The following is a 26,018-nucleotide window of genomic DNA, read 5'->3' as shown; positions in this document are numbered from 1 at the left end:
GACAAGGTTATGGGTGGCGCCAGCGCTGGGTGCGATCCAGCAGGGCGCGGCTCAAAAAGATCTGGAGCAGCTTGACGGTGGCGGCGGCCAGCAGGATCAGGGTGGCCATGGCGGCGGCCGCAGCGGTGTCGCCGGAATCCTCCATGTTCAGCACGGCGATGGAGGCGAGCACGCTGTCGCTCGAATAGAGGAAGATCACCGCCGAGGTGGTGGTCATGGCGTTGACGAACAGATAGATGAAGATCTCCAGCACTGCGGGCAGGGAGGCGGGCAGGGTGACTCGCCAGAACGCCTTCCAGAGCGGAATGCGCAATGAGATGGCCACCAGCTCCAGCTCCTTGGGCAACTGCTTGAGGCTGGTCAGCGCCGTCATATGACCCACGGTGTAGTAGTGGATGACGCAGGAGAGCACCATCAGCGGCAGAGTGCCATAGAGAGTGCCAAAGAGCGGATTGCCGTTGAAAAAGAAGATGTAACCCAGCCCCAGCACCATGCCGGGCACCGCCAGCGACAGCATGGCGAGCAGATGCAGCAACTGGCGAAGCCATGCAAAGTGGCGCCCCTTCTCCTGTGCCCAGGCCAGCACCATCACCAGCACGGTGCCGATCAGCGCGGTATAGAGGCCCAGCTGCAGGGTGTTGGTAAAGGGCTGCCAGCCGTAGACGCTGTTGCTGTCAAAGGCGTAGTGATCCAGCGTCAGAGCGAGGTTGTAGGGCCAGAACTGTACCAGCGAGCCGTAAACCGCCATCCCCACCAGCGCCAGAAACAGCAGGGCCCAGAGCGAGCACCAACCGAGCGCCAGCAGATCCCGCAGCCGATGGGGTTTGGGGCGATAGGGCACCGCCTTGGTGCTGCTCTGCTCCTGCATCTTGCTGCGTACCCTGTGCTCCAAGGCAAAGCTCAACAGTGCCGGCAGCAGCAGGGTGACGCTGGCCACGGCGCCCAGCGAGAAGTTCTGCATCCCGATCACCTGCCGGTAGATGTCGGTGGCCAGCACGCTGTACTGGCCGCCAATCACCTTGGCCACCCCGAAGTCGCAGATGGTGAGGGTGAAGACGGCGATGGCGGCGCTGAGCAGGCCATAACGGGCGGTAGGCAGGGTGACGGTGACAAAGGTGCGCCAGCCGCTGCTGCCGAGCACCCGGGAGGCTTCATAGAGGCGGGCGTCGCTCTGACCGAGCGCCGTGATAAGGATCATCAGGGCGTGAGGGAAGCACCAGAAACCCAGACCGATGACGATGCCGATGGGGCCGTAGATGCTCTCGCCGCCGAGCAGCCCCTTGGCAACTCCCTGATTGCCAAACCAGTAGACCAGACTGATGGCGGGCAGCAGGGAGGGCATCAACAGCGGAATAAGGCCGATGAGGCGAAACAGAGGCTTGCCCGGCATGCAGGTGCGGGTGAGGGCATAGGCGTAGCCAAAGGCGATGGTCACCACCAGCGCGGTGATCAGCCCCCCGAGCCAGAGGGTGTTGCCGATGGTGCGCCCCAGATGAGGGGCGTCGAAGTAGGCGCTGAAGTTGGCAAGGCCCACCCAGAGGCCGTTCTCATCCTGCAGACTCTTTTGCAGCATGGTGAGCAGCGGCAGCAGCAGACCGCCAGTGAGCAGGGCGATGCCGAGCGCAAGCAGGAACAGTTGCAGCAGCTGATCCCGGCTCCAGCCGCGACAGATCCGCTGCCAACGAGAGTCTTGCCGGGCGGTCGCTGGCGGCAACAGGGAGGAGGTCGCAAGGGGGGTTGTCATGGGCGCTCTCCTTCAAACAGCTGCATCGCCCCGGCAGGCCAGTGCAGCGAGCAGCGCATGCCGCTGCGCCAGCCACCCTGTTCGTGACGCAGCAACTCGTGGGTGGGGCGCTCCACCAGGATCTGCTGCGGGCCCAGATAGGTGTCGGCGGTGCAGATAAGGCGCTGGGCGGCGCCGAGAAACTCCACCTGTTCAATCTGCGCGTCGATGCCGTGTTGCCCAAGATACGGTTCGCTCGGCGCACTCAGGGTGATAGCCTCGGGGCGGATCGCCACCTGCAATTTGCTGCCGGCCGCAGCCCGGTTGGCCAGTGTCAGTGGCTGATCGTTGAGGCGCACCTGAGTGGTACTCAGCACCAGGGTCTCGAGGAAGTTCATGGTGCCGACAAAGCTTGCCACGAAACGGCTGGCAGGCTGGTGGTAGATCTCCTGCGGGGTGCCCACCTGCACGATGCGGCCACCCTCCATCACCACGATGCGATCGGCCATGGTCAGCGCCTCTTCCTGATCGTGGGTCACCATGATGGTGGTGATGCCAAGGCGCTGCTGCAGGGCGCGGATCTCGCTGCGAAGGTGGGTGCGCACCAGCGCATCCAGCGCGCTGAGGGGTTCGTCGAGCAGCAGCAGGCCGGGGGAGAGGGCGAGCGCCCGGGCCAGCGCCACCCGCTGCTGCTGGCCGCCGGAGATCTGGCTCGGGTATTTGTGGGACTGGGCAGTGAGACCCACCAGCCCCAGCCAGTGGTCCACCCGCTCCTTGATGAGATCCCGCGCCAGCCCCTGATTCTCAAGGCCGAAGGCGATGTTCTGGGCCACCGTCAGGTTGGGGAAGAGGGCGTAGGATTGAAACACGATGCCAAAATCGCGCTGCTCGGGCGGCAGGCGGGAAATATTGCGCCCCCCTTGCCAGATCTCGCCGCTGTCCGGCAGATCCAGCCCGGCGATGGCTCTGAGCAGGGTGGTCTTGCCGCAGCCGGAGGGGCCGAGAAAGCAGATAAACTCCCCCGGCTCAATGGTCAGAGAGATCCCTTTGAGGGCCTGAAAAGCACCGAACTGCTTGTTGAGATGTTGAATGTCCAGATAGGGCTGGGTCATGGTTCGACTCGCTACTGATTTGGTATATACCAGTTTGCGGGTGAAGTGTGACGGTCAGGTGATCGGGGGATGACAGATTGATGACAGTCAAATGAGATCGGGTCGCCAGCAAGTGGCTAGGCCCTGTGTGGATGGGCGAAGCGTCGCTAATTGAAGGCAATACAAACTCGGGAAGTTAAAACCAAAAAGCGAAGGCCAACACCTGTTGGCCTTCGACTGGCAGTTTATTGGCAGAGGTGTGTCTGGCGTGAACAAACCACCGCTCTTCACGCTTACTGTTTGGCTTCGGTCTTGCCGTCGAAGCTGGCGCTCCACTGGGCCAGAATGGTGTTGCGCTCGCGGGCAGCCCAGCCAAAGTCGTTGTCGATCATCTGGCCCTTGATGTTGGCGGGATAGCCGGCTCTGGGCTTGGCCACATCCGGGATGGCAACCACGGCGAACGACTTGTTGTAGAGGGCGTTGGCCTGTCCGGTGGCGGCAAAGTCGAGCAGCTGTTTGGCGGCATCCAGCTTGGGGGTGCCCTTGATGATGGCGGCAGCTTCCATATCCCAGCCCGACCCCTCTTTCGGGAACACCACCTCGATGGGGGCTCCCTTGGCCTTGAGGCTGGTGGCCGGGAAGTCGAAGGAGATACCGATCACCGTCTCGCCGCTGGCGGCCAGCTTGCAGGGGGCGGAGCCCGAGTGGGTGTAACGGTCGATGTTCTGGTGCAGGCCGTTCATAAATTGCCAGCCCTGCTGCTCGCCCATGGTCTGCAGCCAGCCAGCAACGCTCAGGTAACCGGTGCCGGAGGAGCTGGGGTTGGGCATGATCACCTTGCCCTTGTAGATGGGCTTGGTGAGGTCGGCCCAGCTGGTGGGGGCCGGGATCCCCTGTTTCTCCGCCTCTACCTTGTTGAAGCAGATGGCGCTGAAGAAGGCGTCCAGACCGATCCAGTGCGGCTCGGCCTTGCTGTCGCGAAAGCGGCTGTCGAGCTTATCCAGACCTTTCGGTGCATAGGCATTGAGCATCTGCTGCTGATCGAGCTGCATCAGGCTGGTGGCTGCCAGTCCCCACACCACATCCGCCTTGGGCTGGGCTTTTTCTGCCAGCAAGCGGGCGGTGACCACGCCGGTGGAGTCACGCACCCACTTGATGTTGATATCCGGATGCTGGCGCTCGAACGCGGTTTTCAGCTCGCTGAGCTGCTCCGGTTCGAAGGCGGTGTAGACGGTGAGATCGGTCGCGGCCAGTGCCGGGGCTGTCGTGGCAGCCAGCACGGCGGCGGCAAGCAGATGGGTTCCCTGTTTCATCCTCTTCTCCATATAAGTTGGCTTGGTATAAACCAGATTGGTCGAGAGAGAGGCTAGGGGATCTTTATGACGTGACCGTGACGGCTCCGTGACGTTTTGCCGTTCCTGATTTGTCCGCGACTAATCCTGGGTATCCACCTCGATCTCCAGACTGTCGTGGCGCCAGTACTCCAGATCGAAGTCGAGCACCCGGCCGTGCTGATCGAAGTTGAGTCGCTCGAGGCGCAGGGCGGGCAGACCGGCGGTGGCCCCCAGCGCCTTGGCCACCTCGTCCGGCAGGGCGGTGGGGAAGAAACGTACCTGCATGCGGGCGTAGTGGAGATCGTAATGGGCCTGATAGATCTCGGTCAGGCTGCCGTTGAGATCCAGCTCCAGCAGGCCCGGTACCCGCTCGGGCAGGCAGTGGTTCTCGCAGTAGCAGATGGCGCGCCCGTTGGCATAGCGCAGCCGTTTGAGCAGAAACAGGCTGTCGAACGGCTTGAGCTGCAACTGCGCCATCAACGCGGGCGGCACTGCCTGGCGGCTTTTTTCCAGCAGTTTGGTGCGCGGCTCGCCCCCTTGCTCGCGCACTATCTGGTGAAAGTTGGAGGTGCGTCTGGGGTTGAGGCTGAAACGCGGCGGAGTGACGAACCAGCCGCGGCGATCCTCCCGATAGATAAGGCCGTTCGCCTCCAGCTGCACCAGCGCCTCGCGGATGGTGACCCTTGTGGTGCCGTAGAGTTCCCCTAGCAGGCGCTCGGAGGGGAGCTTGTCGTTGGGGGCCAGGCCCCCCGCCAGGATCTGGTTGGCGAGGGCATCCTTGATCTGCAGATATTGCGGTTTGCTCATGAAAATCCCTGGTTGTGCAATGAGTTGTGCAATGGGCTGGGCGCAGGGCTGGTTATCTGCCCGGTCGTTAAACGGCGGCGTCAACATGCATTGGTAGATACCAGTGTTGGCCCTGTTGTTCAGGCTTCCTAGATTATCGCGATTCCGGCGCTGAAAATGAATTTTTTGTTGCACGTAGCGCCGCCCCTTTGACCTTGGCGGGGCAGTTACCCACAATGCGCTCATTCTGGTATATACCAAAAAGGAGCGAAGTCATGACCCATATTCCTGCGGCCCCCGCCGCCGTCGATTACCTGCTGCTGACCCCGGGCCCCCTCTCGACTACAGCCACGGTGCGCGCCGCCATGCTGCAAGACAGCTGCACCTGGGATGCGGACTACAACCAGGGTGTGGTGGAGCCCATCCGCCGCGAGCTGGTGCGCCTCGCCACCGGCCCGGAGTATGAAAACGACTACAGCGCCGTGCTGTTGCAGGGAAGCGGCAGCTATGTGGTGGAGAGCGTGCTGGGCTCGGCGATCGGCGCCGACGAGAGTCTGCTGATCATCAACAACGGCGCCTACGGTGCCCGCATGGGGGAGATGGCCCGCTGCCTTGGCCTGCACCACCACGAGCTCGATTGCGGCGAGACCACCCGCCCCGAACCCGCCGCCATCGAGGCGATGCTGGTGCGCCACCCCGAGATCACCCATCTGGCCATGGTGCACTGCGAGACCACCACCGGCATGCTCAACCCCCTTGAGGAGGTGGCTGTGCTCTGCCAGCGCCGCGGCATTCGCCTGATCGTCGATGCCATGAGCAGCTTTGGTGGTATCCCAATCGACATGGGGCGCCTTGGCATCGAGTTTCTCATCAGCTCTGCCAACAAGTGCATTCAGGGGGTACCGGGCTTTGGCTTCGTCATCGCTCGCCGCGCTGCGCTGGCGGCCTGCGCCGGTCGTGCCCGCTCTGTCTCCCTCGACCTGCATGCCCAGTGGCAGACCATGGAGCAGCAGGGGGGCAAGTGGCGCTTCACCTCGCCCACCCATACCGTGCTCGCCTTTGCCCAGGCCCTGCGCGAGCTGGACGAGGAGGGGGGCATTGAAGCCCGTCATCAGCGCTACCGCGAGAATCAGCGCACGCTGGTGGCGGGGATGGCCGCTCTAGGCTTTGCACCGCTGCTGCTCGAGCAGTGGCAATCTCCCATCATCACCGCCTTCTACTCTCCGGCCCACCCTGACTACCGCTTCGCCGACTTCTACCTGCGGCTCAAGGCGCAGGGCTTTGTCATCTATCCGGGCAAGGTCTCCCAGGCCGATTGCTTCCGTATCGGCAATATCGGCGACGTGACCCCGGAGCGGGTGCGCGAGCTGCTCGCCGCCATGGCCAGCGCCTGTTACTGGCAAGGGGACGCGCAATGACCAGCATGCTGGCTCAGGGTCGTGATCTGCGTGGCCGCGATTTGCATGACCATAAGCTGCACGGCAGCGGCCGCGCCGACAGCGAAGGGGATATCAACCTCGGCGAGGGGCGGGCGCGTTGGTGGGCAGATCAGAGCGAAGATGTACAGGCCGGATTGGCGGAGGATAGCCGTTACTTCCTCCATCAGGCGCTCTCCACCCCCTGTCTCGATCTGCTTGAGCGCGCGCAGGGGAGCTGGCTGACCAGCGTATCGGGAGCGCGTTACCTCGATTTTCACGGTAACAGCGTCCATCAGCTGGGCCACGGCCACCCCAGGGTGGTGGCCGCGGTGCAGCAGCAACTCGCCGATCTGCCGTTTGCACCCCGCCGCTACACCCATCAGGTCGCCATCGACTGCGCCCGTACTCTGGCCGAACTGGCCCCGGGCGATCTCAACCGGGTGCTGTTCGCCCCCGGCGGCAGCGAAGTGGTGGGGATTGCCCTGAAGCTCGCCCGCTTTATCACCGGCAACAGCAAGGTGGTGTCCCTGTGGGATGCCTTTCACGGCGCCTCCCTCGATGCAATCTCGGTCGGCGGTGAAGCCTGTTTTCGCGCCGGTATGGGCCCCTTGATGGCCGGAGTGGAGCGCATCCCGCCGCCCACCCGTTATCGCGGCGTCTGGTATCGCGGGGAAGGAGATGACCTGCACTACGCCGATTATCTGGAGTACGTCATCGAGAAGGAGGGAGGCATCGGCGCCTTTATCGCCGAACCCATCCGCAACACCGACGTACAGGTGCCCTCAAAAGCCTACTGGCAGCGGGTGCGGGAGATCTGCGATCGCCACAAGGTGCTGTTGATCGTCGACGAGATCCCCAATGCCTTGGGCCGCACTGGGCACTGGTTCAGCTTCGAAGAGTTTGGCATCGAGCCCGACATCATCTGTCTGGGTAAGGGGCTGGGGGGCGGGGTGGTACCGTTTGCGGCGCTCATCACCCGCGACCGTTTCAATCAGGCGGCAGCTATTTCGCTCGGTCACTACACCCACGAGAAGAGCCCCATCGGCTGCGCGGCGGCGCTCGCGACCATCGCTACCATCCGTGAAGAGGGGTTGCTTGCAAAAGCGCAGGAGGATGGCCGCTTTATGGCGGCAGAGCTTGGCAAGTTGGCTGAGCGTCACCCGCTGATCGGCCAGGTGCGCGGTATCGGTCTTTTGTGGGCGCTCGATCTGGTGGTCGAGCACCAGAGTCGCACCCGCAATAGCCAGGCCGCCGAGCGGCTGCTCTACCGCTGTCTGGAGCTGGGGCTCAGCTTCAAGGTCTCTCAGGGCAATGTCATCCAGCTCTCGCCGCCGCTCAATATCGCTCGCGCCGATCTGGTACGCGCCATCACCATTCTCGATCGAGCCCTTGGCGAGATCGCGTCTTCACCGAAACAGGAACATCACCATGACTGATTTGCAAATTGCTGTAGACCCGACCACTGACGTAGAGGCGCTGATCCTCGACTGGGCCGGTACCGTCGTCGACTTCGGCTCCTTCGCCCCCACTTCCATCTTCGTCGAGGCCTTTGCCCGTGCCTATGACTTCCCCGTTACTCTGGATGAGGCGCGCCAGCCCATGGGGTTGGGCAAGTGGGATCATATCGCCGCGCTGGGCCGTCTGCCCTCGGTGGATGCGCGCTGGCAGGCCCGCTTTGGCCACCCCATGAGCCACGCCGAGGTGGACCACCTCTATCACACCTTTATGCCGCTGCAGATTGCCGCCGTGACCCGCTTTGCTGCCCCCATCCCAGGTGTGCTGCCGGTGCTGGACGCACTGCGGGGGCAGGGGATGCAAATTGGCTCCTGCTCCGGTTACCCCCGTCCGGTGATGGAGGCGCTGGTACCAGCCGCGGCCTATCACGGCTATCGGCCGGATCACTGGGTCGCCACCGACGATTTCAAGGCCGGTGGTCGCCCCGGCCCCTGGATGGCGCTGGCCAACGTAATTGAGCTGGGAGTAAGCGCAGTGCATCGCTGTATCAAGGTGGATGACGCCGTGCCGGGTATCAGCGAAGGGTTGAACGCTGGCATGTGGACGGTGGGATTGTCGGTTTCCGGCAACGAATTTGGTGCCACCTGGGACGAGTTTGCCGCCATGAGCGAGGCGGAGATCGCTGCCCGGCGTAGACCTGCGGAGGCCAAACTGCGGGCGGCGGGGGCACACTATGTGATCGATACCCTGGCGGATATCGCCCCGGTCATCGCCGATATCAACCGCCGTCTGACTGCGGGTGAGCGGCCCTGAACAAGGCGGGAGAGAGGAGGGGAGTGCCGGCCTTGCCGGCAGGTTTTCAGGTCTATGCTCCCTGACTATCAGGCATAAAAAAACCGGCGCCTGGGCGCCGGTTTTTGTTCACCGAGACTCTATTACAGAGAGGCGGTGAAGGTTCGGGTGATGACGTCTTGCTGTTGCTCTTTGGTCAAAGAGTTGAAGCGAACGGCATAACCGGATACGCGGATGGTCAACTGCGGATATTTTTCCGGGTTTTCCATGGCGTCCAGCAGCATTTCACGGTTCATCACGTTGACGTTCAGGTGCTGACCACCTTCCAGGTTGGACTCGTGGTGGAAGTAACCATCCATCAGACCGGCCAGGTTGGCTTTCTGGGCTTCCATGTCTTTACCCAGCGCGTTCGGCACGATGGAGAAGGTATAGGAGATACCATCTTTGGCGTAAGCGAACGGCAGCTTGGCGACGGAAGTCAGGGAAGCAACGGCACCTTTCTGGTCACGACCGTGCATCGGGTTGGCACCCGGGCCGAACGGCGCACCGGCGCGACGACCATCCGGAGTGTTACCGGTCTTCTTGCCGTACACCACGTTGGAGGTGATGGTCAGCACGGACTGGGTAGCCACGGCACCACGGTAGGTGTTCAGCTTCTGAATTTTCTTCATGAAGCGCTCGACCAGGTCGCAGGCGATGTCATCGACGCGAGCGTCGTTGTTACCGAACTGCGGGTACTCGCCTTCGATTTCGAAGTCGATGGCCACGCCATCTTCGTCACGAACCGGCTTGACCTTGGCGTACTTGATGGCAGACAGGGAGTCAGCCGCAACGGACAGACCGGCGATGCCGCAAGCCATGGTGCGATAGACGTCACGGTCGTGCAGCGCCATCAGAGAGGCTTCGTAGCTGTACTTGTCGTGCATGTAGTGGATGATGTTCAGCGCGGCAACGTATTGCTTGGCCAGCCAGTCCATGAAGTGATCCAGACGATCCATCACGTCGTTGTACTCGAGGTACTCGGAGGTGATCATGTCGGTCTTCGGACCCACCTGCAGCTTCATCTTCTCGTCCATACCGCCGTTGATGGCGTACAGCATGGTCTTGGCCAGGTTGGCACGAGCACCGAAGAACTGCATCTGTTTGCCGACGATCATCGGGGACACACAGCAAGCGATGGCATAGTCATCGTTGTTGAAGTCCGGACGCATCAGGTCGTCGTTCTCGTACTGAACGGAAGAGGTCTCGATGGATACCTTGGCGCAGTACTTCTTGAAACCGACCGGCAGCTTCTCGGACCACAGGATGGTCAGGTTCGGCTCAGGGGACGGGCCCATGGTGTACAGGGTGTTCAGCATACGGAAGCTGTTCTTGGTGACCAGGGTACGGCCATCAACGCCCATACCAGCCAGGGTCTCGGTAGCCCACATCGGGTCGCCGGAGAACAGTGAATCGTATTCCGGGGTACGCAGGAAGCGAACCATACGCAGCTTCATGACCATGTGGTCCATCAGCTCCTGGGCCTCTTGCTCGGTGATCAGGCCTTTTTGCAGGTCACGCTCGATGTAGATGTCCAGGAAGCTGGAGGTACGACCGAAGGACATGGCCGCGCCGTTCTGGGACTTGACCGCCGCCAGGTAGGCGAAGTAGGTCCACTGTACGGCTTCTTTGGCGGTCTTGGCCGGAACGGAGATGTCGCAACCATATTTGGCAGCCATCACCTTCATCTGGGCCAGGGCACGGTGCTGCTCGGAGATCTCTTCGCGCAGACGGATGGTGGCTTCCAGGTTGACACCGTTTTCCAGGTCAGCCTGCAGGGACTTGAACTGGGCCAGTTTGTCGGCCATCAGGAAGTCGATACCGTACAGGGCAACACGACGGTAGTCACCGATGATACGGCCACGGCCGTAGGCATCCGGCAGACCGGTGATGACGCCGGACTTGCGGCAGTTCAGGATGTCTTTGGTGTAGACGTCAAACACGCCCTGGTTGTGAGTCTTGCGGTACTCGGTGAAGATCTTCTCGACCATGGGGTCAAGCTGACGACCGTACACTTCGCAAGAGGTCTTGACCATCTTGATGCCGCCGTTGGCGATGATGGCGCGCTTGAGCGGCTTGTCGGTCTGCAGACCAACGATTTGCTCCAGGCTCTGATCGATATAGCCGGCATCGTGAGCGGTAATGGTGGAGGGCAGGTCGGTATCAAAATCGACCGGCGCGTGGGTGCGGTTCTCGATCTTGATGCCTTCCATGACCTTGTCCCACAGCTTGGTGGTAGCTTCGGTCGCGCCAGCCAGGAAGGACTCGTCACCTTCATACGGGGTGTAGTTCTTCTGGATGAAGTCACGGGTGTTGACAGAGGTCTGCCATTCACCGGCCGCGAAGCCTTCCCATGCTTTTTGGAACTGTTCGTTAAGTTCTGCCATTTTCATTACCTCTCAAGGTATTTATGTGTCTGCCGCCATCCTTAATGATGGCGACGGAAGATAAACCAGTAAGTCAGCCCAACCATGACGCCACCACCAATGATATTACCTATGGTGACAGGAATGAGGTTGTGCAGGACGAAGTTGGATACGGTCAGGTCGGCAAAGGTCGCCGGATCCTGGCCGATGGCCTGCCAGAATTCCGGGCCCGCGACGCTGTGAATGGCGATGCCGACCGGGATCATAAACATGTTTGCGATGCTGTGCTCAAAACCGGAGGCCACGAACATGGCGACGGGGAGCAGCATGACCATCACCTTGTCGGTGGCACTGCGGGCGCCGAACGCCATCCACACGGCGAGACACACCATGAGGTTGCAGAGGATGCCAAGCGCCACGGCTTCGAAGAAGGTGTGGTGGATCTTGTGCTGGGCCACCTTGAGGGCGTTCAGGCCCCACTGACCATCTGCCGCCATGTATTCGGCCGACATGATGATGAGGCCGACGATGATGAGACCGCCGATGAGGTTGCCGAAGTAGACCAGTCCCCAGTTCTTGAACAGTTGGGCCCAGGTGATGCGGTTGGCTGCCTTGGCCACCAGGGTGAGGGTGGTGGAGGTGAACAGCTCGGCGCCGAGCAGCACGCAGAGGATCAGGCCAAGAGCGAAACAGAGACCGCCGACCAGCTTGCTGAGGCCCCAAGCCACATTGCCGGCACCGGTGGTGACTGTGATGTAGAAGACGAAAGCGATGGCGATGAAGGCGCCAGCTGTGATGGCCAGGGGGATGACCTTGTATGCGGGCTTGGTGGCCTTGGCATAGGTTATATCTTCTGCCAGTGCAGCGATGGCTTCTGGCTTGAGACAATCAAAGGGAGATTCTGCTTTCAATTCTCATGTACCTGATGTTTTGCCTGTGGAAATCATAACAAAGGGCCAGATCGTCAAAATTGACTCCGATCAAGAATTGCAGATTGTGAATGTAATTTTACTACAAATATTTGAATCCCCCGGCAGCGATTCTTTACACCAGGTTTCAGCTGAAACAGAAACGTGGTTTTTTTAATGTCATGATTTTAAACAATTTATTTTTCATCCCTGAAAAAGTGTGCCGGCAAGGCATCTTTGCGTCTCCCCAGCACTCGCTACTCCTTGTTGGCAACCCCCTAAGAGGTATTTTTTGTTTTTTATTTCATCTTTGAATAACAAATGGCCACTTGGCTGACCATAAAACAGAAGGGGCCATCAGGGCCCCTTCGGAATGTTACCACATCAACCCCATGAATGGGCTCGTTTGGCCTTCTGCAGCTTCTCGTAGGCAGCCAGCAGTTTCTGGTGCAGCGGGAACTGGCTGAGGGAGAGATCGGCGGCAGCCAGTCCGTGGAAGCGCGCTTCACCGCTGGCGTGGGCCCAGGCCTGTGCCAGCGTCTGCTCGCCATACATGCGGGCAAACACGGCGCGGTACTGCTCGGGGTCACGATCCTCGTCCAGGAACAGCTCGACGCAGGCGCGCAGGGCACGATAGTAGTTGGCGCGATCGGCCGGGAACACCGACTGGTTGAACTCCATGGTCCAGTCGATGAGATCGAGCGCCGTGTCGAGTTCGCCGGCGGCCAGGGCCAGCATGGCTTTGAGCTCGCCTACCCGCAGGGTGTGCAGGGCGGTGCCCTTGGCGGCGGCGATGCCGAGCAGCTCGCGCACCCGGGTGCGCTCGTCGTGACCCTCTTCATCCAGCTGGTCGAACAGCGTCATGTACTGCTCCGCGTCCCACTCCAGCGCCGGCAGCGCCAGTATGGTCTCCCGCAGGTGGGCACCCATGGTGTTGTTGGCCAGCAGCAGATCTTCGGCCGGATAGATGTCGGACATGCCGGGCACCAGAATGCGGCAGGCGTAGACGCCCAGGTGCTCGTAGTCGGCGATGTAGACCGGCTGTTCCAGCTCGTGGAAGATGCCGATCAGGTGGTCGAACTCCTCCTGCGAGGTGCCGCGGAAGTCCCAGTCGGCAAACTCGAAGTCCGCATCCTGCTTGAACAGGTCCCAGCTGATGAGGCCTGATGAGTCGATGAAGTGGGTCTCCAGGTTGTGGTGATCCGCCACCTGCTCGTTGTCGAACGAGGGTGGTACGAACACATCCAGATCCTTGAGGCTGCGGCCCTGCAGCAGCTCGGTGACGGTACGCTCGAAGGCCACTTCGAAGCGCGGGTGGGCACCGAAGGAAGCAAAGCAGGTGCCGTTGCTCGGGTTGAGCAGCACCACGCAGATGACCGGGTAGCGACCGCCGAGCGACGCATCGAAGCTGTAGATGGGGAAGCCTTCGGCTTCCAGCGCCTCGATGGAGGCCTTGATGCCGGGGTAACGGGCAATGACCTCGGCCGGGATCTCCGGCAGGCTCAGCGCTTCTGCGATGATCTTGTTCTTCACGTGGCGCTCGAACACCTCGGACAAGCCCTGGGTGCGGGCCTCGGTCTTGGTGTTACCGGCGCTCATGCCGTTGGAGACGTAGAGGTTGCCGATGATGTTCATCGGGATGTAGACGGTCTGGTGATCGGACTGGCGCTCGAAGGGCAGGGCGACGATGCCGCGCTCCTCGTTGCCGGATTGCAGGTCCACCAGCATGTCGGCGGTCACTTCACCGTCCGGGTTGTAGAACTTGCGGGTGAAGCTGTCGAGCAGACCGGCGGGCAGCTGATCCCCCTCGATGGGGAACCACTTCTCGTTCGGGTAGTGGACGAAATCACCGTTCGCTACCTGCTCGCCCAGATAGAAGTCGGCGAAGAAGTAGTTGGTGGAGAGACGCTCGAAATATTCGCCAAGGGCGGAGGCGAGCGCCGCCTTCTTGCTGGCACCCTTGCCGTTGGTGAAACAGAGGGAGCACTCCTTGTCCCGGATGTGCACGGACCAGACGTTGGGCACGGGGTTGAGCCAGGAGGCCTCTTCGATATCAAACCCCAGGGCTTGCAGCTTGGTCTGGAAGCGTTCGATGGAGTCTTCCAGCGCCGCGTCCTTGCCGGGAATAAAAGTGTGGTCGGTCATCACGATATCCTGATTTTTATTGGCTCATGTTTGGCCGCAGATAATAGCAGGGGTCGGCGCGTTTGGCAGGCAAAAAACGGGGCCCATGCCCCGTTTTGCTCTCCTTTCAACCGCCCAGGGTCACGGCTCATCCGATCAATTTCAGACCCAGGATCCCGGCGATGATCAGCAGCAGGCAGAGCACCCGGGCGAGGGTGGCCGGTTCGTTGAACAGCCAGATCCCCATCAGCACGGTGCCGACCGCGCCGATGCCGGTCCAGACCGCGTAGGCGGTGCCAAGGGGCAGCTGTTTGACCGCCATGGCGAGCAGCAGCACGCTCACCCCCATGGCAGAGAGAGTCAGCAGGGTGGGGAGGGGACGGCTGAAACCGTCGGTGTATTTGAGGCCGATGGCCCAGGCGACCTCGAACAGGCCGGCCAGCAGCAGGAGCAACCAGGACATAAGGCAGATTCCGCAGGAAGCAGGGTCGTCCCTGCGTATCAGGAGGCCTCGGGGTCGTCCCCGAGGGGCAGCGGGGCTGCCGGTCGGTCTCAATGATGCCCCAAGTAGTGACGGGATGCCAACCGGCTGCCCGCAGGTCGGCCAGGCTGACGGATATTGCAGCGAACGGCACAGAATATTGCGCAATTCGACTTGCGCCCGCCGTCACAATCCGTAATGTGGACAGACGCATTTTTCGCAACCCATATTTTGTGAATCCCTTGTAAACGGCCCGCGCCGGACAAGGGATCACGGTTATCACAATCGGTTTCTATAAGCAGCTATCCAGGGTAGGACATTATGAAAAAAGTAGGTTTGGTCGGTTGGCGTGGCATGGTGGGTTCGGTGTTGATGAGCCGGATGCAGGAAGAGAAGGATTTTGCCCGCATTCAGCCCACCTTCTTCACCACCTCCCAGGCCGGTGAGGCCGCCCCCAATTTCGGCGTCGATGCCGGCACCCTGCAGGATGCCTTCGACATCGAGGCGCTGGCCGCACAGGACGTCATCATCACCGCCCAGGGCGGCGACTACACCAAGGATGTCTATCCGCGCCTGAAAGCCGCCGGCTGGCAGGGTTACTGGATTGATGCCGCTTCCTCCCTGCGCATGGAGAAGGACGCGGTCATCATCCTGGATCCGGTCAACGGCGACGTCATCGAGCATGCCCTGAACAACGGCATCAAGACCTTCGTCGGTGGCAACTGCACCGTCAGCCTGATGCTGCTGGCCCTGGGTGGCCTGTTCAAGGCCGATCTGGTGGAGTGGGTGAGCGTGGCCACCTATCAGGCCGCCTCCGGTGGCGGTGCGCGCCACATGCGCGAGCTGGTCACCCAGATGGGGCTGCTGCGCGATGAAGTGGCGGTGGAGCTGGCGGATCCCGCCTCCGCCATCCTCGACATCGAGCGCAAGATCACCGAGAAGACCCGCTCCGGCACCCTGCCGGTGGACAACTTCGGCGTGCCGCTGGCCGGTGGCCTCATCCCCTGGATCGACACCAAGCTCGACAACGGCCAGAGCCGCGAAGAGTGGAAGGGCCAGGCCGAGACCAACAAGATCCTGGGCATCGAAAACGCCGCCATTCCGGTGGATGGTCTGTGCGTGCGCATCGGCGCCCTGCGCTGCCACAGCCAGGCCTTCACTATCAAGCTGAAAAAGGATGTGCCGCTGGCCGAGATCGAAGCCCTGCTGGCCGCCCACAACGACTGGGTCAAGGTGATCCCCAACGATCGCGACATCACCGCCCGCGAGCTGACCCCGGCTGCCGTCACCGGCACCCTCAGCATCCCGGTCGGTCGTCTGCGCAAGCTCAACATGGGCCCGGAGTACCTGGCCGCCTTCACCGTGGGCGACCAGCTGCTGTGGGGCGCCGCCGAGCCGCTGCGCCGCATGCTCAACATCCTGCTGGACCGCGGGTGATGGCAATCGGAAACGACGACAGGGGGCTCAGGCCCCCTGTTTTTTTTGGCAGGAACAGGGCAGGCTCGATGCCATTGACGCTGCAAGGCATGGGGTCTTGGTTTTGCAATGCAGTGGCACTCTTATTAACTAAATAGATATTAACTGTGGCGCATCGATTATTTCCTGACTGAGCAGTCAGTGCCGGAAATATATTCCCGCCGCTGCCCTGGTAGCCGACTCGTTCTATTCCATCTGTCCCACAAAATAGGGGGCTGTGGGCTCGCGGGATGGGCGGGATATATGCCTTGTTACAAATGAATATCCATTCAAGATATCCAGTGCGAGCCTGATTGATTACACTGACCGCCTGGCCAGGCCGATACCATGAGGCCGTGGCGCCAGGTGATCCGACGCGGTGTGGCGGCCGGCTCGCGGCAGCCCCGTGGGGGGCGAAAATAATACTTATATGCTCAATAGTGCGCGTTACGCCCATGGCGTGCCGTCGCCGTTTTCCCCTTGCTGCGAGACCAATGAAGGGCAGCAACGGTGACCCATAATAATGTTCAGGTTCGAGAATTGGGAAATTACATGAGAGTCGTGTGGAGTTTGCTCTATTTCTTCAGTGTCTTGGCCTTGGCCGGCCCTGTGCTGGTCAAGGAGCAGAAAAAAGTGGCCGATCCCTTGATCGTGCCCTATCAGCAATATCGGCTCGACAATGGCCTGACGGTGATCCTGACCCAGGATCACTCCGATCCCCTGGTGCACGTGGCGGTCCACTACCGGGTGGGGCTGGAAGAAGAGGCGCCGGGCCAGTCCGGGCTGGCCCACCTGTTCGAGCACATGATGTTTCAGGGCTCGGCTCACGTGGGGGAGGAGGGCCATAACCGCCTGCTGCAACAGATGGGATCAAAAGATGTGAACGGCTGGACCCAGGAGGATCAGACCCGCTATTTCCAGACGTTGCCGGCCAATCAGCTGGAGAAGGTGCTCTGGCTGGAGGCAGATCGCATGGGGTTTCTGCTTGATACCCTCTATCAGCAGAAGCTGGACGTGCAGCGCGACATCATCAAGAACGAGCGCGCCAACCTGGTCGAAGATCAACCCTATGGGCGCTTCTATGAGGCGCTGAATCGCACGCTTTACCCGCCCAATCATCCCTACTTCAACACGCCGTTTGGCCGGGCTGCGGATCTGGATCGCCTCACCCTGGAGGATGTGCGCCAATTCTTCCTGCGCTGGTATGGGCCCAACAACGCCACCTTGGTGATCGGCGGTGACATTCAACCGGCCCAGACCCTGGCCTGGGTCGAGCGCTATTTCGGGGCCTTGCCCGCCACACCGGCCCAGACTCGGCCGCTGGTGCATCCGGTGACGCTGAAGAAGAGCCGCTATCGCACCCTGACCGATCGGGTGGCCGAACCCCTGCTGGTGCTGGCCTATCCGACCGTCTCTGCCAGTGATCCCAGGGTCGAGGCTCTCGATCTGCTGGCGGATCAGCTGGGGGGCTCGGCCAGCGGCCTTCTGCAGCGAGAGCTGCAGCAAAGCGGCAGGCTGGTCTCCGTCTTTGCCAGCCATGAATGCAATGTGCTGGCATGCAAGTTGATGATCCATGCCATTCCTAATCTGGCCAAAGGGGCCGAGCTTGGCCCCATCAAGGCGGAGATCGATCGGGTCATCGGCCAGCTCGCCAGCGACGGGGTCACCCGCGAGCAGCTGGCCCACTCGGTCAATGCCCTGCGCGCCAAACGGATTTGGCCGCTGGACAGCGTGGCCGGCAAGGTGGAGCAGCTGGGCACAGGTTATACCCTGTTTCAGGATCCCAACTTCCAGTACCGCAACCTCAAGCGCCTTGCCCGGGTGACGCCGGCCGATCTGCAGCGGGCATTGACGCGCTATGTGTTGAACAAGCCCAGGGTGGTGCTGAGCGTGGTGCCGGCCGAGCATCCCGAGTGGCAGGCGGGCAACCCCAACTTCGTCGAGCCGCCCCCCTTGCCGCTGGCCCGGCCGCAGCAGACGCTGGCTCCCAGACAGATCGAGGAGACCCTGGATCGACGCCAGGAGCCGGCCAGTGGCGGTGCCTTGCCGGTGCCCATGCCGACCCTGTGGCATGCCAAGCTGGGTGAGCGGGTCTCTCTGCTCGGTCACTACAGCGACGAAGTGCCGGCCTTTGCCATGAGCATCAACTGGCCGGGCGGTGAGCGGGCCGAGCCGCAGGGCAAGGGCGGGGTCGCCACCCTGACTGACGCCATGCTCTCCCTTGGCAGCGAACAGCTGCAGGAGGCGAGCATCGAGGAGCGGGCGCGCCAGCTGGGAGCCAGCATCAGATTCGAACATGGTGAGGAGCGCAGCTCCATCGAGGTCCAGGGGCTCACCTCCCATTTCGAGGAGGTGCTGGCGCTGGTACGGGAATTGGTGCTGCAGCCCGCCATGCGCAGCGCCGATTTCGAGCGCAGCCAGTTTGACTACAGCCAGTGGCTGCAACAGCTGGCTCGCGATCCCCAGTGGCAGGCGGACTGGCAGTTCGGCGCCCTGCTCAAGGGGAACAAGCCGCTGGATCCCGTGGCCAGCCTGCGGGCGCTGACCCTGGACGATGTGCGCCATTTTTATCAGTCGGTCCATCGCAGCGGGGAAGCCCAGGTGGTGGTGAGCGGGGATCTGGCTCAGGAGCGGGTGATGAAGGCCCTCGGCTTTCTAGTCGAGCCAGCGGGTCAGCCGGCGGCCCTGCGCTCTCTGGAGTGGCGTGGGCAGCAGGCCAAACGGGCCATCTATCTGCTGGACAATCCCGGGGCTGCGCTCAGCCAGATCCGGGTGGGACGGCGCGCCATGGCGGAGGATGCCTTCGGCGAGCAGTACCTGACCCGGCTGATGAATGTCTCCCTCGCCGAGCGGTTGAACATCCGGCTGCGTGAGGAGCTGGGTTACACCTACTTTATCGGCTCCACCTTCGAGGGCAACGTCGATGCGGGTTATTTCCTGCTGCAAAGCAGCGTGCGCAGCGCAGTGACCGGGGCGGCGCTGCGGCAGATCCTGCAGGAGCTCGACAAGTATCAGCGGCTGGGGCCGACCCGGCTGGAGGTGCGTACCCTGCGGGATCGGGTGCTCAATGGCCAGGCGCTCGACTACGAGACGCTGCCGCAGGAGGTGGCCTACATGCAACCCATCCTGCTCAAAGGGTGGCCGCAGGATTATGTGGAGCAGCAGGTGCAGCAGGTGAGCCAGCTTTCCCCCTTTACCCTGCGCGAGCTGGCCCGCCGCTGGCTCGATCCCGACGACATGGTGATCCTGGTGGTGGGGGATGCCAAGACGCTGGCCCCCGAGCTGGCCGGGTTGGGCTGGCCGGTGCAGCGCCTCTCTCCCTAGCGGGTTGCCCCTATCGGGCGACGGCCGCAAGCAAAACAGCCCGCCCCCTGGCAGGGGGCGGGCTGTTTTTTTGCGCTCAAAAGAGGCAAACGGTCAGATAAGGGCCAGGGCGGCGGCCAGATCGGCGATCAGATCGTCGGCATCTTCCACCCCGATGCTGAAGCGGATGAGGTCGTCATTGACCCCGGCGGCGAGGCGGCTCGCCTCGTCCATGGCAGCGTGGGTGGTGCTGGCCGGATGGCAGGCCAGGCTCTCAAGATCCCCCAGGCTCACCGCCTGCACGAACAGCTGCAGGTTGTCGAGCAGGGTGGCGCAGCGCTCAAACCCGCCTTCCAGTTCGATGCTCACCATGCCGCCAAAGCCGCTGGCGAAGGCGCCGAGGGCATCGTGGCCCGGATGGTTGGCAAGCCCCGGGTAGATCACCTTCTTCACCGCCGGGTGGGTGGCCAGGAAGTCGGCCACCTGCTGGGCGTTGTGCAGGTGGGCATCCATGCGCAGGGGCAGGGTCTTGACCCCGCGCTGCAGCAGGTAGGCCTCCTGCGGGCCTATGGGGGAGCCGATGTGCTTGAGGGCCACGGTGCGGATCGACTTCATCAGCGCGTGAGAGCCCGCCACCACCCCGGCGATGATGTCGCCGTGGCCGCCCAGGTATTTGGTGCCGCTGTGCATGACGATGTCGATGCCAAGCTCGAGCGGGCGCAGCAGATAGGGAGTGAGGAAGGTGTTGTCACACACCGTGATGGCGCCCACCTTGCGGGCCGCCTCCACCACCAGCCGTGGATCCACCACCTTGAGGGTGGGGTTGGTCAGGGTTTCGAACAGTACCACCTTGGTGGCGGGGCGGATGCTGGCCAGCAGATCCTGATCGCTCTCGTAGGCGGTGACCTTGATGCCGGCGCGGCTGAAGGTCTGCTTGAGGAAGGCATCGGTACCGCCGTAGAGGGGGCCGATATAGGCCACTTCATCGCCGCTGTCGGCCAGGGCATACATGATGGCGCTCACCGCCGCCATGCCGCTCGCCACCACCAGCGCCTCGTCGGCCCCTTCCAACGCTGCCAGCTTCTGCTCCAGCTCGGCGGTGGTGGGGTTGCCAAAACGGCTGTATATAAAGCCGGGGGCCTGACCTGCGAAGCGCTCCTTGCCCGCCTGGGCGTTGAAGTAGCTGAAGGTGCTGCTCTGGTAGAGCGGGGTGGTGAGGGCGCCGGTCTGGGGATCGATCCGCTGGCCGCTGTGCACGCTCATGGTCTTGAATTTCATTGTATTGCTCCGTCATTGCCAGGCTGTGGCCCAACTGCTTGTGTCGTTTGAAGGGGGCGCCGCGGTGCCCCCCGTCTATTAGGTATGGCAGCGTCAGGCGAGTTGTGGCTCGCGCCGTTCGCGCTTTGTAGTTTGCCCGTTTGTCATCTGCGGATTGGCTGGGCCGACGCCATAGTGGCGGGCCGCCACATCCGGGTGGGAGCGCAGCCTCCCTTTGAGTACGTTCTCCCCCACCTGATAAAAGAGCGGGTTGGTCGGGTCGCTCTCGGGCCCCAGCGCCAGCGCGGCCAGCGCGGGGGAGAGGCTGAGTAGCGGCACGGTGGCATCCAGCCGCGCCGCCATGAAGAAGGCGCAGGAGAGGCGCGAGACGCCGGGCGGCGGGCTTGCCACCCGGTGCAGGGTGGCCTTGAGGTAGCCGTTGGAGGCGAGCTCCAGCAGCTCGCCGATGTTGACCACCAGGGCGCCCGGCAGGGGCGGCGCCGAGATCCAGCCATTCGCTGTTTCCACCTCGAGCCCGGAGTGATGATCCTGCATCACCAGGGTCAGGTAGCCGGGATCCTTGTGGGCACCCACCCCCTGACCGCTGCCCCCTGCGGCTTGCCCCGGGTAGTGAATGAGCTTCATGTGCTGATAGGGGGCGCCGCGAATGCTCTCGTCAAACACCTCGGCTGGTTGCTCCAGCACCTCGGCGAAGGCGGCCAGCAGGGTGAGGCTGATGGCGCTCAACCTCTCCTGCCACGCCAGCAGGTGAGATTTCATCTCGGGCAGGGCCGCGGGCCACTGGTTAGGGCCGATAAGCCGCTGCCAGGGGTGCTGCAGGCTGGCGGCATCGAGGGCGACCTCTTCATTCATGATATCGAACTGCTCGCGCAGATCCGGCCGCGCCCGGGTGAGTTCGGCCCCCACCTGGTTGTGGCCACGAAAGTGGGGGGAGTGCACCATCTGCACCGCCAGCTTCTCCTGCTGCGGCAGGGCGAAGAAGCGGGCCGCCAGCGCCAGGGTTTCCTGCTGTTCCTCCTCGCTCAGGCCATGGCCGATCAGATAGAAAAAGCCCACCTCACGGGCCGCCCGGCCAAGGGTGGCCAACATCTGGCGACGGGTCTCGGGGGCGCCATCGAGGGCGGCGAGATCGATGATCGGCAGTGGTGAATGTTCCATGTGCACCTCCTCACTGACCAGGGGCGGGAGGCTACCCGCACACCTGACATGAAAACGACGACGCCCTGACCGATAAACCGGCCAACGCCCTGTTGCCAGGGATGGCGCCATTTGGATTGAGGGAGATGCTACTGTTCGGAGTTATAAGACGGAAACAACAAATTATTCTTAGTTATATACAAAAATCGAAATAGAATTCGCCACCCATCCGGGTGGCTGCGGATTGAGCGGCGATAATGGCAATATACCGGCGCGCTTGGCACCCATGTTGGCCTGACTCGGCATGTACCGGCTTGAGCGCAATGTGAGTGCGAGTTGGGCAAGTTGGGCAAATAGAGAGGCGAGCATCGCTGCCAGCACAGAGATTCCCAAATACAGAGATGCAAAAAGGGAGGCTGATGCCTCCCTTTGTGTGACGGGCGCGCAGCCCTGTGTGGTGCCGAGGTCAGGCTCAGTAACCCAGGGTGAAGCGCTGGCGCAGGTGGGCCGGTTTTTCCGCTTCGTTGAGCACGCCATCGGCCAGATCGCTGACCGTGATCCCGGCCGGTTGTTCACCGCTGAACAGCACCTGATCGGCACCGAGCCGGTAGCCGCCACGCTTCTCGCCGGGTTCCAGGAACACGGGGGGGGAGACGAAACGCCAGTCGAGGGCGGTTTCACGGCGCAGGGCGGTGAGGCCGTCGCGGGCGGCAAGGGCCCCCTGTTTCCACTCGGCCGGGAACTCCGGGGTATCCACCAGTTGCACGCCCGGGGCAATTTCCAGACTGCCGGCCCCGCCGACCACCAGCAGCCAGCTGTTGGCCGCGACGGCGGCGGCCACGATGGCGCTGGCCCCCTTGAGGTACTGGTCGTAGATGTCCGGGGTGGTCCAGCCCGGGTTGTAGGCGCTGATCACCCGATCGTGCCCCTTGAGCACCTTGGCCAGCGCCTGGCTGTCCTGGGCATCCACCGCCACGGCGGTGACCTGCGGGTGGGCGGCGACCTTGCTCACGTCACGCACGATGGCGGTGACGTGATGGCCGCGGCTGACGGCTTCGTTGAGGATGGCTGTACCGACAAAACCGCTGGCACCGATCAGGGCAATTTTCATGGGAGATTCTCCTTCACTGTTGGAATGGGGCTATCCTACGCCTCCGAATGTGATTTAATAATCCGTTGTAAATTGCATTCACTTATAAGCTGGATTTAATAATGGAACAGCTCAAGCGTTACGCCATCTTCGCCGCCGTGGTCGAGGCGGGCAGCATGACCGGCGCCGCCAAGGCACTCGGCATGACACCCTCTGCCGTCAGTCAGCATATCAGCCAGCTGGAGAGCCTGCTCGGCCTCACCCTGCTGCACCGCTCCACCCGCCGCCTCAACCTGACCGAGGCGGGGGAGGTGGTGTGGCAGGGGTGCCAGTCTTTGCAGCAGACCCTCAACCAGACCGAGCTGCGCCTCTCGGAGGTGCGCGACAGCCTGCTGGGGGAGGTGCGGATCACCGCCCCGGTAGGGATGGCCGGCCAGCCGCTGGCGCGGGCGCTCTCGCCGTTGCTGCAGGCACACCCCGGGCTGTGCATCCAGATCATTGCCGACGACGAGAAGCGGGATCTGATCGCCGAGCGCATCGACGTGGCGCTGCGGGTCGGCACGCTCTCGGACTCCACCCTGGTGGCGCGCAAGCTGGGCCAGACCCGAATGCTGCTGTGCGCCTCGCCCGCCTATCTGGCGCGCAAGGGCACCCCGCGCAGCCCGGAGGCGCTGCTGGATCACGACTGGCTGGCCGCCGATATGCTGAGCGGCGGCCTGACCTTCTTCGACGAGAAGGGGCAGGGGCACAGGGTCAAACCCAAGCCGCGGGTGGTGTGCAACAACGTGTTGCCGCTGCGCCAGTTCACCCTGGCGGGGCAGGGGGTGTCGCTGCAGCCGGAGGGGGAGATCGCCGAAGATCTCGCCTCGGGCCGCCTGCTGGAACTGCTGCCGGGCTTTCGGGTGCCACCCATGGAGATCCACGCCATCACCCCGCAGCGGGAGATCCCGGAGAAGGTGCGCCGGGTGATCGCAGCCCTGCGCAGCCACTTCGCCGAACCGGTGGGGGCCGCGGCGACACGTCCGTAGTCCGGGCAAGGAAGAAGGCCGTTCCGGTTGGCCGGAGCAAACAAAGAGGGCAGCCCGCGGGCTGCCCTCTGTCGATGCAAGGCCGGTGAAAACAGGCCCGGCCTCACTTCATGTAGAGACCGCCGTTGATGGCCAGGGTCTCGCCGGTGATATAGGCACCCGCCTCGCTGGCAAGAAACACTACGGCGGCGGCGATCTCTTCCGGCTTGGCCAGCCGGCGCATGGGGATGTCGGCCTTGATGCTGTCGAGGATGTCGGTGCGGATCGCCTCCACCATGGGGGTGGCGGTGTAGCCGGGGGCGATGGCGTTGACCGTCACCCCGAAGCGGGCTCCTTCTGCCGCCAGCGCCTTGGTGAAGCCCAGCATGCCCGCCTTGGCGGCCGAGTAGTTGACCTGGCCGAACTGCCCCTTCTGGCCATTGACCGAGGAGATGTTGATGATGCGGGCATCACGCTGCTCGCACATGGCGTCGAACAGCGGCTGGGTCACGTTGTAGAGGCTGCACAGGTTGGTGTGGATCACCTCGAACCACTGCTCCGGGGTCATCCGCTTGAAGGCCCCGTCCCGGGTGATGCCGGCATTGTTGACCAGCACGTCCACCCGCCCTTCATCCTGCAGCAAGCGGCCCAGGGCCTCGCGGCACATGGCGGTGTCGGCCACGTCCAGCGCCAGCAGCCGCACCTGATCCGGCCTAAAACCCTGCTCTGCATACCAGTCGTGCGCCGCCGCGCCGTTGGCGCTGGAGTGGGTGGCGATGATGCGATACCCCTGGGCCAGCAAGGCGGTGGTGATGGCGGATCCGATGCCGCCACGGGCTCCGGTGATCAAGGCAACTTTCTTCATCTAGGCTCTCCCTGCATAAAAGATTCGAACGAGGACTTTATGGGCTTTTTGGGGTAATTGATATATTTGTTTTCAAACAATCTGACAGGCAAACGCGTCACTTTTGTGACAGCCTGCCAAGCTGGCTTGACGGACCAGCACTCGAGCCACCTGGCAAGAGGGCGGACGTGACCATATCGCCCAGCCCTTGCCGCCAAGGTGGCGGCCATGTTTAATGGGGCCCTTGCGCGCAGCGCCTTGCCGACAGCCCAGATCCGATCTCGCCATGACCAGCTTCTCTTCCGCCCCAGAGGCCGAGCCCCGGCCGCACAGCCAGCTGACCCGCATCGAGCGGGTGCTCGACTATATCCACGCCAACCTGGATCAGCCGCTGGCGCTGGCCGAGCTGGCGGAGCAGAGCTGCTGGTCGCGCTGGCAGTTGCAGCGGGTGTTCCTCCATGAGACGGGGCTGACGGTGGCCCACTATGTGCGCGAACTCAAGCTGAGCCAGGCGGCAGAGGCGCTGTTGTCTGGTCGCCAGCGGGTGCTGGATCTGGCGCTCTGTTACGGTTTTGGCTCCGAGGTGAGCTTCAGCCGCGCCTTCAAGCAGCAGTTCGGTTGCTCGCCGCTGGCCTATCGAAAGCGGGGCCTGCGGCTGGGGCTGCATACCCCCCTGGTGCGGGCGACTTTGCCGCAGCCCATGCCTGCCAGGCTGGTACAGGTGCGGATCGAGAGCCAGCCGGGCTTTGTCCTGCAAGGGGTGACGGGGCAGATCCGCGGGCTGTTTGCCGCAGTCCCCGACTTTCAGCAGACGGTGCCCGCCATCTGGCATGCCCTGCGCACGGCGGGCGGTTTGCCACCCCGGCAGGAGCGGGTGGGGGTGGTAGATGTTTCTGGCGCCGGCGAGTTGCTCCCCTACTGGGCGGGCAGCGTGATGGAGGAGGGGGCCAGCCTGCCAGACGGTCTGGCGGGCCTCCCAGTGCCGGCCCAGACCTACGCGGTGCTGAGTCACGTGGGCCCCGTCAGCCAGCTGGGGCAGACCCTCAACTGGTTTATCCTGCACTGGCTGCCGAGGTCCGGCTATCGCGGGGTGGACGGCTTCGAGCTGGAGCGTTACGCCCCCGATTTTGACGGCAACCAGCCGGATGCCCGCATGGAGTACTGGCTGCCCGTCGCCCCTCTCTGAGGCGGCTATTCCCTTGCCTGGCGGATGCCGGGCGCGGCTATCCCTCTTTCCCCTTTTGTTGCGGCAAGCTTTGCTATCCATTCGACATCGCCTGCGTGTCTGCTGTCAGTTGAGGTTGCCGGATGGGGCCAAACTGGCCGCATTTTCTCTCTCTTCAGCACCAACATGCCCCAAATTGTTAATTCAAGGGCAAAATGACCC

The 26,018-nt window shown here is 62.7% G+C and carries 19 protein-coding genes; 7 read left to right on the top strand and 12 right to left on the bottom strand.

The window, feature by feature from the left end; translation table 11 throughout:
• Window positions 1-7: 7 nt before the first annotated feature.
• The 4 genes from CK627_RS16380 to phnR all read right to left on the bottom strand — a co-directional run bounded on the left by CK627_RS16380 (window position 8) and on the right by phnR (window position 4,955).
• The gene (locus CK627_RS16380; RefSeq protein WP_095592890.1) at window positions 8-1,744 is read right to left on the bottom strand and encodes a putative 2-aminoethylphosphonate ABC transporter permease subunit; all 1,737 of its coding nucleotides are present in this window, start codon (window positions 1,742-1,744) and stop codon (window positions 8-10) included.
• Entirely contained in the window at window positions 1,741-2,835 is a 1,095-nt protein-coding gene (locus tag CK627_RS16375; RefSeq protein WP_095592889.1) for a putative 2-aminoethylphosphonate ABC transporter ATP-binding protein, read from the bottom strand. Before CK627_RS16375 ends, CK627_RS16380 begins: the two co-directional genes overlap by 4 nt.
• Before the next feature lie 272 nt (window positions 2,836-3,107).
• Window positions 3,108-4,127: a putative 2-aminoethylphosphonate ABC transporter substrate-binding protein gene (locus CK627_RS16370; RefSeq protein ID WP_095592888.1), complete on the bottom strand. Its 1,020-nt coding sequence runs from the start codon at window positions 4,125-4,127 to the stop codon at window positions 3,108-3,110.
• Window positions 4,128-4,247: 120 nt separating this feature from the next.
• Window positions 4,248-4,955, bottom strand: a complete 708-nt coding sequence (phnR, locus tag CK627_RS16365) for a phosphonate utilization transcriptional regulator PhnR (protein ID WP_167385369.1) — start codon at window positions 4,953-4,955, stop codon at window positions 4,248-4,250.
• Between the two features lie 254 nt (window positions 4,956-5,209).
• Here phnR and phnW point away from each other — a divergent pair, with 254 nt between their 5' ends.
• The 3 genes from phnW to phnX are packed head-to-tail and all read left to right on the top strand — an operon-like array spanning window position 5,210 to window position 8,620.
• The gene (phnW, locus tag CK627_RS16360; protein ID WP_095592886.1) at window positions 5,210-6,352 is read left to right on the top strand and encodes a 2-aminoethylphosphonate--pyruvate transaminase; all 1,143 of its coding nucleotides are present in this window, start codon (window positions 5,210-5,212) and stop codon (window positions 6,350-6,352) included.
• Window positions 6,349-7,788: an aspartate aminotransferase family protein gene (locus tag CK627_RS16355; protein WP_095592885.1), complete on the top strand. Its 1,440-nt coding sequence runs from the start codon at window positions 6,349-6,351 to the stop codon at window positions 7,786-7,788. The genes phnW and CK627_RS16355 overlap by 4 nt, the downstream gene beginning before the upstream one ends.
• Window positions 7,781-8,620 (top strand): phosphonoacetaldehyde hydrolase, encoded by an 840-nt coding sequence (phnX, locus tag CK627_RS16350; RefSeq protein WP_095592884.1) that lies wholly within the window; start codon window positions 7,781-7,783, stop codon window positions 8,618-8,620. Before CK627_RS16355 ends, phnX begins: the two co-directional genes overlap by 8 nt.
• A gap of 122 nt (window positions 8,621-8,742) precedes the next feature.
• Here the strand turns inward: phnX and pflB are convergent, their stop codons facing one another.
• The 4 genes from pflB to sugE all read right to left on the bottom strand — a co-directional run bounded on the left by pflB (window position 8,743) and on the right by sugE (window position 14,499).
• Window positions 8,743-11,025, bottom strand: a complete 2,283-nt coding sequence (gene pflB / locus CK627_RS16345; RefSeq protein WP_005300244.1) for a formate C-acetyltransferase — start codon at window positions 11,023-11,025, stop codon at window positions 8,743-8,745.
• Between the two features lie 41 nt (window positions 11,026-11,066).
• Window positions 11,067-11,915, bottom strand: a complete 849-nt coding sequence (gene focA, locus CK627_RS16340; protein WP_005300246.1) for a formate transporter FocA — start codon at window positions 11,913-11,915, stop codon at window positions 11,067-11,069.
• A gap of 381 nt (window positions 11,916-12,296) precedes the next feature.
• A complete protein-coding gene (gene ycaO / locus CK627_RS16335) occupies window positions 12,297-14,057 on the bottom strand; it encodes a 30S ribosomal protein S12 methylthiotransferase accessory factor YcaO (RefSeq protein WP_095592883.1) in 1,761 nt (586 codons plus the stop codon).
• A gap of 127 nt (window positions 14,058-14,184) precedes the next feature.
• Window positions 14,185-14,499, bottom strand: coding sequence for a quaternary ammonium compound efflux SMR transporter SugE (gene sugE / locus CK627_RS16330; RefSeq protein WP_095592882.1), 315 nt, complete (start codon window positions 14,497-14,499; stop codon window positions 14,185-14,187).
• A 339-nt stretch (window positions 14,500-14,838) separates the two neighbouring features.
• On the opposite strand from sugE, the gene asd reads away from it, so the two are divergent.
• Window positions 14,839-15,954 carry an aspartate-semialdehyde dehydrogenase gene (gene asd / locus CK627_RS16325; protein WP_017779952.1) on the top strand — a complete coding sequence of 372 codons (1,116 nt, stop codon included), beginning with the start codon at window positions 14,839-14,841 and terminating at the stop codon, window positions 15,952-15,954.
• 570 nt (window positions 15,955-16,524) lie between these two features.
• On the top strand, window positions 16,525-19,296 hold the full coding sequence (locus tag CK627_RS16320) for a M16 family metallopeptidase (RefSeq protein ID WP_095592881.1): 2,772 nt from the start codon (window positions 16,525-16,527) through the stop codon (window positions 19,294-19,296).
• A gap of 93 nt (window positions 19,297-19,389) precedes the next feature.
• Here the strand turns inward: CK627_RS16320 and CK627_RS16315 are convergent, their stop codons facing one another.
• From CK627_RS16315 to CK627_RS16305, 3 genes are all read right to left on the bottom strand, one after another.
• On the bottom strand, window positions 19,390-20,553 hold the full coding sequence (locus CK627_RS16315) for a trans-sulfuration enzyme family protein (protein ID WP_095592880.1): 1,164 nt from the start codon (window positions 20,551-20,553) through the stop codon (window positions 19,390-19,392).
• A 93-nt stretch (window positions 20,554-20,646) separates the two neighbouring features.
• Window positions 20,647-21,711: an isopenicillin N synthase family dioxygenase gene (locus tag CK627_RS16310; protein ID WP_095592879.1), complete on the bottom strand. Its 1,065-nt coding sequence runs from the start codon at window positions 21,709-21,711 to the stop codon at window positions 20,647-20,649.
• Between the two features lie 451 nt (window positions 21,712-22,162).
• Window positions 22,163-22,801: an NAD(P)-dependent oxidoreductase gene (locus tag CK627_RS16305; RefSeq protein ID WP_095592878.1), complete on the bottom strand. Its 639-nt coding sequence runs from the start codon at window positions 22,799-22,801 to the stop codon at window positions 22,163-22,165.
• Between the two features lie 101 nt (window positions 22,802-22,902).
• On the opposite strand from CK627_RS16305, the gene CK627_RS16300 reads away from it, so the two are divergent.
• Window positions 22,903-23,808 carry a LysR family transcriptional regulator gene (locus tag CK627_RS16300; RefSeq protein WP_005300262.1) on the top strand — a complete coding sequence of 302 codons (906 nt, stop codon included), beginning with the start codon at window positions 22,903-22,905 and terminating at the stop codon, window positions 23,806-23,808.
• A gap of 103 nt (window positions 23,809-23,911) precedes the next feature.
• Here the strand turns inward: CK627_RS16300 and CK627_RS16295 are convergent, their stop codons facing one another.
• A complete protein-coding gene (locus CK627_RS16295; RefSeq protein ID WP_010634159.1) occupies window positions 23,912-24,652 on the bottom strand; it encodes an SDR family oxidoreductase in 741 nt (246 codons plus the stop codon).
• Between the two features lie 265 nt (window positions 24,653-24,917).
• Between CK627_RS16295 and CK627_RS16290 the strand changes: the two genes are divergently transcribed.
• Window positions 24,918-25,817, top strand: a complete 900-nt coding sequence (locus CK627_RS16290; RefSeq protein WP_496349868.1) for a helix-turn-helix domain-containing protein — start codon at window positions 24,918-24,920, stop codon at window positions 25,815-25,817.
• Window positions 25,818-26,018: the final 201 nt, after the last annotated feature.

The organism is Aeromonas dhakensis (assembly GCF_002285935.1).
In the GTDB taxonomy this organism is placed as follows: Bacteria; Pseudomonadota; Gammaproteobacteria; order Enterobacterales; family Aeromonadaceae; genus Aeromonas; species Aeromonas dhakensis.
Note: the sequence above shows the minus strand (reverse complement) of the source record. Positions and strands in the feature narration are given on the sequence as shown.